Origin of the sequence: Phenylobacterium sp. (assembly GCF_036402295.1) — a bacterium.
Lineage (GTDB): Bacteria > Pseudomonadota > Alphaproteobacteria > Caulobacterales > Caulobacteraceae > Phenylobacterium.
Genome location: NZ_DASWTE010000237.1, coordinates 1 through 9,488 on the forward strand (window position 1 = coordinate 1; position 9,488 = coordinate 9,488).

General features: G+C 70.8%; 10 protein-coding genes. 9 read left to right on the plus strand and 1 reads right to left on the minus strand.

Features of this window, described 5'->3' with window-relative positions; genetic code table 11:
• The 4 genes from VGD44_RS14580 to VGD44_RS14595 form a co-directional block, all read left to right on the plus strand.
• Positions 1-714, plus strand: a 714-nt coding sequence (locus VGD44_RS14580) for a biotin--[acetyl-CoA-carboxylase] ligase (RefSeq protein ID WP_331088294.1), incomplete at its 5' end; no start/stop codon positions are given.
• A 1-nt stretch (position 715) separates the two neighbouring features.
• A complete protein-coding gene (locus VGD44_RS14585) occupies positions 716-1,495 on the plus strand; it encodes a type III pantothenate kinase (RefSeq protein WP_331088296.1) in 780 nt (259 codons plus the stop codon).
• Complete coding sequence (locus tag VGD44_RS14590) at positions 1,495-3,177, plus strand: ribonuclease J (RefSeq protein ID WP_331088298.1); 1,683 nt, start codon at positions 1,495-1,497, stop codon at positions 3,175-3,177. The genes VGD44_RS14585 and VGD44_RS14590 overlap by 1 nt, the downstream gene beginning before the upstream one ends.
• Positions 3,178-3,212: 35 nt before the next feature.
• On the plus strand, positions 3,213-3,839 hold the full coding sequence (locus VGD44_RS14595) for a 2-hydroxychromene-2-carboxylate isomerase (protein WP_331088300.1): 627 nt from the start codon (positions 3,213-3,215) through the stop codon (positions 3,837-3,839).
• Here VGD44_RS14595 and VGD44_RS14600 read toward each other — a convergent pair.
• Positions 3,788-4,756, minus strand: a complete 969-nt coding sequence (locus tag VGD44_RS14600; protein ID WP_331088302.1) for an aldo/keto reductase — start codon at positions 4,754-4,756, stop codon at positions 3,788-3,790. The genes VGD44_RS14595 and VGD44_RS14600 overlap by 52 nt on opposite strands.
• Before the next feature lie 131 nt (positions 4,757-4,887).
• On the opposite strand from VGD44_RS14600, the gene VGD44_RS14605 reads away from it, so the two are divergent.
• The 5 genes from VGD44_RS14605 to VGD44_RS14625 form a co-directional block, all read left to right on the plus strand.
• The gene (locus VGD44_RS14605) at positions 4,888-7,176 is read left to right on the plus strand and encodes a CoA transferase (RefSeq protein WP_331088304.1); all 2,289 of its coding nucleotides are present in this window, start codon (positions 4,888-4,890) and stop codon (positions 7,174-7,176) included.
• A 37-nt stretch (positions 7,177-7,213) separates the two neighbouring features.
• Positions 7,214-7,636, plus strand: coding sequence for a methylmalonyl-CoA epimerase (mce, locus tag VGD44_RS14610; protein WP_331088306.1), 423 nt, complete (start codon positions 7,214-7,216; stop codon positions 7,634-7,636).
• Complete coding sequence (locus tag VGD44_RS14615) at positions 7,636-7,896, plus strand: DUF1467 family protein (protein WP_331088308.1); 261 nt, start codon at positions 7,636-7,638, stop codon at positions 7,894-7,896. Before mce ends, VGD44_RS14615 begins: the two co-directional genes overlap by 1 nt.
• Positions 7,897-7,984: 88 nt before the next feature.
• The gene (gene proS, locus VGD44_RS14620) at positions 7,985-9,301 is read left to right on the plus strand and encodes a proline--tRNA ligase (RefSeq protein WP_331088310.1); all 1,317 of its coding nucleotides are present in this window, start codon (positions 7,985-7,987) and stop codon (positions 9,299-9,301) included.
• A gap of 56 nt (positions 9,302-9,357) precedes the next feature.
• A partial coding sequence (locus VGD44_RS14625) for a hypothetical protein (protein WP_331088312.1) occupies positions 9,358-9,488 on the plus strand: 131 nt, incomplete at its 3' end.

Here is a 9,488-nt window from a genome sequence, read left to right on the forward strand (position 1 = left end):
TACGACGAGCTCGACTCCACGAACGCGGAGGCGCGGCGGCGCGCCGAGGCGGGCGAAGGCGGGCCGGTCTGGATCACGGCGGCGGTGCAGACCGCCGGCCGCGGTCGCCGCGGACGCGCCTGGTCGACGCGCCGGGGCAACCTCGCCGCGACGCTTCTGACGCTCACCGACCGCCCGCCCGCGGAAGCTGCCCAGCTGTCGTTCGTGGCGGCGCTGGCGGCGTGTGACCTGGCCGACACCTGCCTGGGCCCGGGCGCCGCGCGGCTGAAATGGCCCAACGACGTGCTGGTGCATGGGAAGAAGGCGGTCGGGATCCTGGTGGAGTCCGGGGCGCGGGCCGACGGGCGGCTGTGGCTGGCTGTGGGCATCGGCGTGAACCTGGCGCACGCGCCGCAGGATCTGGAACGGCCCGCGACGGCGTTTGCCGAGCACATGGCCGGGCCGCCGCCAGAGCCGCGTGTCGCGCTGGACGTGCTGGCGACTTCGTTCGAGCGCTGGCGCACCGCCTGGGCGACGCAGGGCTTCCCGCCCATCGCCGCAGGGTGGTCGGAGCGGGCGACGGGCATCGGCCAGCGTTGCGAGGCGCGGCTGCCGAACCGCACGCTCTCGGGCGTGGCGGAAGGGCTCGATCCGGACGGGGCGCTGCGGCTGCGACTGGACGACGGCGGGCTTGAGCGGATAACCGCAGGCGACGTGTTCTTCGGAGAGGCGTGAAATGCTGCTGGCGATCGAACAGGGCAACACCAACACCCTCTTCGCCGTGCACGACGGTGAGGCGTGGACGGCGCAATGGCGGGCCGGCACGGACTCGACGCGCACGGCGGACGAGTACGCGGTGTGGCTGTCGCAGCTGCTGGGCATGGCGGGGCTGGCGCTCACCGCCTTCGACGGCTGCATCATCTCCAGCGTGGTGCCGCAGTCGATCTTCAACCTGCGCAACCTGGCGCGGCGCTACCTGCACGTGGAGCCGCTGGTGATCGGCGAGAACGTCGACCTGGGCATCGCGGTGCGCATCGAGAAGCCGTCGGAGGCCGGCGCCGACCGGTTGGTGAACGCCATCGGGGCGCACGTGGTCTACCCCGGCGACCTCATCGTCATCGACAGCGGCACCGCGACCACCTTCGACGTCGTCGCGGCGGACGGCGGCCTGGAAGGCTGCGCCATCGCGCCGGGGATCAACCTGTCGATGGAGGCGTTGCACCAGGCGGCGGCCAAGCTGCCCCGCGTCGCCATCCAGCGTCCGCGCGGCAACACCGCCATCGGCAAGGACACGGTCGCCGCCATGCAGTCGGGCGTCTTCTGGGGCTACATCGCACTGATCGAGGGGCTGGTGGATCGGATCAAGACCGAGTGGGGCAAGCCGATGACGGTGATCGGAACTGGCGGCGTGTCCTCGCTCTTCCATGGCGCAACGGATTCGATTGACCACTTCGATCCCGACCTGACGATCCGGGGCATGCTGGAAATCTACCGCCGCAACTCGGCGAACGCGTGATGGCCAAACCAGACAAGCCCGACGAGCTCGTCTTCCTGCCACTGGGCGGGTCGAACGAGATCGGCATGAACTTCAACCTCTACGGCTTCGGGCCGCCGCACGACCGGCGCTGGATCGTGGTGGACCTGGGCGTGACGTTCGGCGACCAGACGACGCCCGGCGTCGAGGTGATCCTGCCGGACCCGGAGTTCATCGAGGAGCACGCCGACCGCATCCTGGGCATCGTGCTGACTCACGCCCACGAGGACCACATCGGCGCGGTGGCGTGGCTATGGCCCCGGCTGAGAGCGCCGATCTACGCGACCCCGTTCACCGCCTTCATCCTGCGCGAGAAGCTGCGCGAGGCCGACCTGCTGGACGAGGCGGAGATCACCGTGGTGCCCCTGGGCGGGACCATCGAGCTGGGGCCGTTCTCGCTGGAGCTGATCACGCTCACCCACTCGATCCCCGAGCCCAACGGCCTGGCGATCAAGACGCCGCTGGGGACGATCCTGCACACGGGCGACTGGAAGATCGACCCGGACCCGCTGCTGGGCGACGTGACCGACGCGGCCGCCATCCGCAAGCTGGGCGACGAGGGCGTGCTGGCGATGGTGTGCGACTCCACGAACGTCTTTGTGGACGGCCACGCCGGCTCCGAGGCCGACGTGCGCAAGACGCTGATCCCGCTGATCGGCTCGCTGAAGGGCAAGGTGGCGGTGGCCTGTTTCGCGTCGAACGTGGCGCGAATGGACAGCGTGGTGCGAGCGGCCGAGGCCAACGGCCGGCGCGTCTGCCTGGTGGGGCGTTCGATGTTGCGGATGGCCGCGGCGGCGCGCTCGGTGGGGCTCATGGAGGACGTGAAGCCGTTCCTCGACGACACCGAGGCCAAGCACCTGCCCGAGAACGGGGTGCTCTACCTCTGCACCGGCAGTCAGGGCGAGCCGCGCGCGGCGCTGGCGCGGATCGCGGACGGGACGCACCCGCATGTGAAGCTGGGTTCCGGCGACAGCGTGGTGTTCTCCAGCCGGGTGATCCCGGGCAACGAGATCCCGATCCGCAACCTGCAGAACAAGCTGACCGAAAACGGCGTGCGCCTTTACACCGAGCGCGACCACCCGGGGATCCACGTCTCGGGCCACCCGTGCCGCGACGAGTTGGCGGAGATGTACCGCTGGGCGCGGCCGCAGATCGCGGTGCCGACGCACGGCGAGCGCCGCCACCTGATGGAGCATGCGGCCTTCGCCCGCGACCTGCAGGTGCCGCAGCAGGTGACACCCAGGAACGGCGACATGGTGCGGCTGGCGCCGGGCCGCGCCGAGATCATCGACGAGGTGCCCGCTGGGCGGCTGTTCCTCGACGCCGGCATGCTGACGCCCGAGAATGGCGAGGCGCTGCGCGAGCGGCGGCATGCGGCGTTCAACGGCATGATCGCGGTGTCGGTGGCGCTGGACGGACGCAGCCGGATCGTCAGCGGCCCGCAGGTGCGAGCGCTGGGCCTGCCGGCGGATGACGACAACTCGATGGACGACATCCTTGACGATCTGGCCGACGAGGCGGAGGCGGCGATCAAGCGGCTGAAGGGCGAGGACCTCGACCTGGACGACAGCATCGAGACCGCCATCACCCGGGCGGTGAAGAAGGCCAGCCAGCGGATCTGGGGCCGCCGGCCTGTGGTCGAGACGACGGTGCTGCGGATCTAGCTTCGCCGCCCGCCTTTGGGGGGTATGATCGTCACATGGAGGTCGAGTTCTTCTTCGGCCCCGGGAGCCGTTACTCGTACCTCGCGGCAACGCAGATCGACCGGGTGGCGGCCGAGACGGGCGCGCGGTTCCGCTGGCGGCCGGTGCTGAGCATGGACCTGACCGAGCGGACCGGCGGCGTGCCGCGCAGCCCGCAGGACCCCGCCTGGCGCACCGCCGACATCGAGCGCTGGGCGCGGCACTACGGCGTGCCGTTCAAGGATGTTTCGGGCGACGTGGACTGGCGCGGGTTGGCGCTGGCCTGCGCGGCGGCCCAGGCGCAGGGCGCGGCCGAACGGTTCGCCCGGGCGCTCTACAAGCACACCTATGCCGAGGGCGATCCGCCGCGCGACGGCGGCGCGGTGCTGGACCTGGCGGTGGAGGCCGGGCTGGACGGGCCGCACATGGTGCGCGCGCTCTCTGGTCCGGCGCAGGCGGTCTATGCGACGAACCTTGAGGCGGCGCTGGCGGCCGGGGCCTTCGGCGTGCCCACCTTCGTGACGCCCGACGGAGCGACGTTCTGGGGCCAGGACCGCCTGCCACTGCTCGTGGATCACCTGAAGGGGCTGGGTCAGCCCGCCAGTCCCAGCCCGTCGATCTCGGCCATTTCTTCGGCGCTGTAGGGGCCGCCGGCTTCGGCGGCGACGCACATGGCGAGCTCGGCGCGGTTCTTCACGCCCAGGACCACGGTGTCGTAGTTGGGCAGCGACAGCGCGTAGCGATGGGCGACGTAGGCCGGGTCGGCGCCCCAGCGGGCGCAGAGGGCGCGGAAGGGGGCGGCACGGTCGTAGTCCGCGCGGTCGGGGCTGTTGGGCGAGAGCTCCCGGTCAACGGCGGCGGTGAGCGCGCCGGCCTGTACGGCGCGGATGCCCATGACGCCCACGCCGCGGGCCTTGGCGGCGGCGGCGATCTCGCGCGGCTTGGCGGGCTCGGCGTAGCGCTTGAGGGCGCCTGGGCTGTCCATGAGGTTGGCGATCACCTGGACGACGTCGGGCCGAGGTGTGTGGTCGAGGGCCGCGAGGATGGCGGTGGGCACCCCGATGCCGGTAATCCCCCAGGCGCCGATGCGGCCGTCGGCCTTCAGCCGCTCCATCGTGGCCACAACCTCGTTCTCGTAGATCGAGAGCGCGGTGGAGAAGCGGTCCTTGTTCGCGTCGCCGTGGGCGTAGGTGAAGCCGTCGGCGTGCAGGTTGGAGTGCAGGAAGAAGACGTCGACGCGGGGCAGGCGCAGGGCCGCGAGGCTATCCGCGAGCGAGGCCTCGAGGGCGGCGGGCACGTCGCGCGGGTTGGGTGAGCCGAGCTGGCACTTGGTGGTGAACTTCACGCCGGCGGGCGGATCGCCGCCGAACGCCTCGCCCAGGAACGCCTCGGCGTTCCTGTAGGTGGGCGCGCAGTCGAGGAGCGTGATGCCCGCGTCGATAGCGGCGTAGATCGTGGCCAGCGCCTCGTCGTGGGTGACCTCGCCCCAGATCTGACCGATGCCGCCGCCCAGCGTGAGGCGGCTCACCTCGCCGAGCGGTCCCAAGGTGGCGGTGCGCATGACGTCCCTCCGGTTTGCGGCAGGCTAGCACGGGCGGGCGGGTTGCGGCGGGTTCGAAGGACGGGTTTGATGGCGTCCGGGTGAGACGCCGCAGAGCGGGCCGCCGACAGAGCCATGGGAGGCCCGCCGGAATGTCCGCCTACAAGGGCGTGCGGATCGCCGATTTCAGTCAGGGCGTGGCCGGGCCGATGGGGGCCATGCTGCTGGGCGACTTCGAGGCCGAGGTGGTCAAGGTGGAGCCACCGGGCGGCGACCGGTGGAAGGACCACGCCGGCTACCTTGCCTTCAACCGCAACAAGCAGGTGGTGAGCCTCGACCTTGCGTCGGCCGACGGGCTGGCGGCGGCCAAGGCGCTGATCGCTGGGGCAGACGTGGCGATCTTCGACCATGCGCCAGGAAAGCTCGAGGGGCTGGGGCTGGACCACGCGAGCCTCGCGGCGACGAACCCGGGCCTCGTGCACGCCTGGATGCCGCCCTATGGCACGCAAGGGCCGTGGAGCGATCTGCCGGCGCATCACAGCCTGCTGGCCGGGATGACGGGAACGGCGTTCCGGCAGGGCGCTTACGCAGACCAGCCGGTCCACCTGATCCTGCCGATCCTCTGGTACGCGCAGGCCGTCATGGGCTCGGCGGCGATCGGAGCGGCGCTGATCGAGCGGGCCCGCAGCGGTCTTGGCCAGGCGGTGACGATCAGCGGGCTGCACGGGGCCTCGGAGGCTTCGGGCGTGGCCCGGGCGCTGGCGCAGCCGCCGCTGCCGCGCGGCATCCCGCCGGGCGCGAACCCGCGCTACCGGCTCTACCAGTGCGCCGACGGCGAGTGGTTCTTCCTGGGGACCCTGTTCACGAACTTCTACCGCAAGGCCTTCGAGGTGCTGGGACTGGAGGACGCCTTCGAGGCGCTCGAGATCGACATGCTGGCGGCGCGCGACCTGCTGGAGGGCATGTTCCTCACGCGGACCCGGGCGGAGTGGCTGGAGGCGCTGCAGGCCAACGACGTGCCGTGCGCGGCGGTGCGGCGACGCGAGGCGTGGTTCGCCGGCGAGACGGTGGCGGAAGGCGGCCTGCGGCTCACCTTCCCGCATCCGCGGCATGGCGAGGTGTCGATCCCGGCGCCGCCGGCGAAGCTCTCCGCCACGCCGGCGTCGGTGCGTGGCCTGCCACAGCCGATGGCCTCGCCGCCGACCTGGGTCCCGCGGGCGGCGGCTCCGGGCAGGGGCGGCAGCGGCGCGCCGCTGGCCGGGGTGAAGGTGCTGAACCTGGGCACGGTGATCGCCGGCGCCTATGCCGGCACGCTGCTGACCGATCTCGGCGCCGACGTGATCAAGGTCGAGCCGCCCGCGGCCGATCCGTTCCGCTCGGATGGGCCGGGCTTCATAATCTACAACCGCGGCGTCCGCGCGTTGGGACTCGACCTGCGCAAGCCCGGCGCGAAGGCGCTGTTCCTGGAGATGGCCGCGTCGGCCGACGTGGTGATCGACAACTACCGGTTCGGGGTGCGGCAGCGCCTGGGCATCGACTATGCGGCGTTGAAGGCCGTGAACCCGCGCGTCATCTCGTGCTCGATCAACGCCTATGGCGACACCGGCGCGCGGGCCGCGCTGCCGGGCTTCGATCCGCTGCTGCAGGCCGAGGGAGGGATGCAGGCGGCGCAGGGCGGGGAGGGCGACCCGATCCTCTACACCATCGCCGTGAACGACGTGGCGACTGCCTCGGTCGTGACGTCGTCGGTGGTGGCGGCCTTGCACGCCCGCGAGCGGACGGGCGAGGGGCAGGAGATCCTGACCAGCCTGATGGCCCAGAGCCTGCTGTTCCAGCTGGGCGAGATGGTGACCTACGAAGGCCGGCCGCCGAACGACCTGGGCGGCGAGGACTGCCTGGGCGTGCGGGCGCTGCACCGCTACTACGCCTGCGCCGACGGCTGGATCGGGCTGGTGTGCGAGACCGACGCGGAGACAGCCGCCCTGGGTGTGGCGCTGGGGATCGACCTGGGCCCCGCGCCGCTGCTGGAGACCCGCGACGGGACGCTGGCGCAGGCGCTGGAGGCGGCCTTGGCAGCGCGGCCGCGAGGCGAGACGCTGGCGGCGCTTCGAGCCGCGGGCGTGCCTGCCGCGCCGGTGTTGCGCAGCGCCGAGACGCTGCAGGATCCGTGGCTGATCGAGAACGGCTTCCTCGACCACTGGGAACACCCGCGCATCGGGCCGATGATCAGCGCCCACGGTTACGCCCACTTCGCCCGCACGCCCGTGGAGATCGCCCGGCCGACGCCGGACCTCGGTGAGCATTCGGTGGAGGTGCTGCGGGACTGGGGGATCGCCGAGGGGCGGATCGTCGAGCTGCTGGCAACCGGCGCGGTGTTCTGTGCGGACGGCCTGGGCGGGATCGCGCCGGCGCAAACGCCGCAACCTTCTTCCGCTGCGTGATCTCGCGCCTGCGCCCGGGGCGGCGTATAGGCGAGGCATGATCGGGAAACTGAACCACGTGGGCGTCGCCACGCCCTCCATCGAGCAGTCGGTCGCACTGTACCGCGACGTTCTGGGCGCCACGAAGATCGGCGAGAAGTTCGCCATGCCCGAGCAGGGCGTGTGGGTGTGTTTCGTCGACCTGCCGAACAGCCAGATCGAGCTGATCGAGCCGCACGGCGACGCCTCGCCGCTGAAGGGCTTCCTGGAGAAGAACCCGGCCGGCGGCCAGCACCACATCTGCTTCGAGGTCGAGGACATCATCGCCGCGCGCGACGATATGCAGGCGAAGGGCGCGACGGTGCTGAACAACGGCACGCCGCGGATCGGGGCGCACGGCACGCCAGTGATCTTCGTTCACCCGAAGAACATGGGTGGCGTGCTCGTGGAGCTGATGGAGACTCCGAAGGGAGCCCACTGATGGGTGTCTTCACCTCGGTCGCGATCTTCCTGACCATCTGGTGGACGGTGCTGTTCGCCGTCCTGCCGTGGGGCACGGTGACCCACGCCGACGCGGGCATCGACAAGGGCGACGGCGGCGACCCCGGCGCGCCCGTGGACCCGAAGCTGAAGCAGAAGTTCCTGATCACCACCGGCATCGCGATCGTGGTGTTCGGCATCATCTGGCTGATCGTCTGGACCGGGATCGTGAAGCTGCCGAGGCTGCCCAGCGAGTACTAGCGGAACCGCAGACCCGCCACATCGTTGCCAAGGTTCCAGCGGCAAGGCTATCAGGGCGCCTCCGCCGACCTTGAGAGCCGAAGATTCCATGCGCCTTTCGCGATACTTCATGCCCACGCTTCGCGAGGCGCCCGCCGACGCCCAGATCGTGTCGCACCAGCTGATGCTGCGCGCCGGGATGATCCGGCAGGAGGCCGCGGGCATCTACGCCTGGCTGCCGCTGGGCCTGAAGGTGCTGAAGAAGATCGAGCAGGTCGTGCGCGAGGAGATGAACCGCGCCGGCGCGGTCGAGATCCTGATGCCGACCATCCAGCTCACCGACCTCTGGAAGGAGAGCGGCCGCTTCGACGACTACGGCGACGAGATGCTGCGCATCTTCGACCGCAGCCAGCGGGAGCTGCTGTTCGGCCCGACGGCCGAGGAGGTCGTCACCGACATCTTCCGCAGCTACGTCAAGTCGTACAAGGACTTGCCGTTGAATCTTTACAACATCCAGTGGAAGTTCCGCGACGAGCGGCGGCCCCGGTTCGGGGTCATGCGCGGCCGCGAGTTCCTGATGAAGGACGCCTATTCGTTCGACATCGACGAGGCGGCGGCGCGCCGGGCCTACAACCGGATGTTCCTGGCCTATCTGAACGTCTACGCGCGGCTGGGGCTGAAGGCGATCCCGGTGCGGGCCGACACCGGCCCGATCGGCGGCGACCTCTCCCACGAGTTCATCATCCTGGCCGACACCGGCGAGAGCCAGGTGTTCGCGCACCGCGACCTGGTGGAGATGGGCGCGCCCGGCCCCGACGTCGACTGGGACGGCGACCTGCAGCCGCTGGTGGAGAAGCGCACGGCGCTCTACGCGGCCTCGGACGAGATGCACGACCCGGCGGCCTACGAGGCGCTGCCCGAGGACAAGCGGATGACCGCCCGCGGCATCGAGGTGGGCCACATCTTCTATTTCGGGACCAAGTACTCGGCGCCGATGAAGGCCAATGTGACCGGGCCAGACGGCAAGGACGTGGCCGTGCACATGGGCTCGTACGGGGTGGGCGTCTCCCGCTTGGCCGGCGCGATCATCGAGGCCAGCCACGACGCGAGCGGCATCATCTGGCCCGACGCCGTGGCGCCGTTCGGCGCAGCGGTGCTGAACCTGCGCGCCGGCGACGCCGGCTGCGATGAGGTCTGCGAGAAGGCCTACAAGGGGCTGACCGACGCCGGAGTCGATCCGCTGTACGACGACCGCGACGACCGGCCGGGGGCGAAGTTCGCGGCCACCGACCTCGTGGGCATCCCCTGGCAGCTGAGCGTCGGTCCGAAGGGCGTGGCCGAGGGCGTCGTGGAACTGAAGCGCCGCGCCACGGGCGAGCGCCAGACGTTGCCGCTCGAGGCGGCGCTGAAGGCGATCACCGGGTGAGCAACACCCGCCCCGTCATCGGCGGTCGCGCGGCCCCGTTCGGGCTGTGGGAGCGGATGCTGGCCGCCCGCTACCTGCGGGCCAAGCGCAGCCAGGGCGGCGTCGCGCTGATCTCGATCATCTCGTTCGCCGGCATCATGCTGGCCGTGGCGGTGCTGATCACCACGATGTCGGTGATGAACGGCTT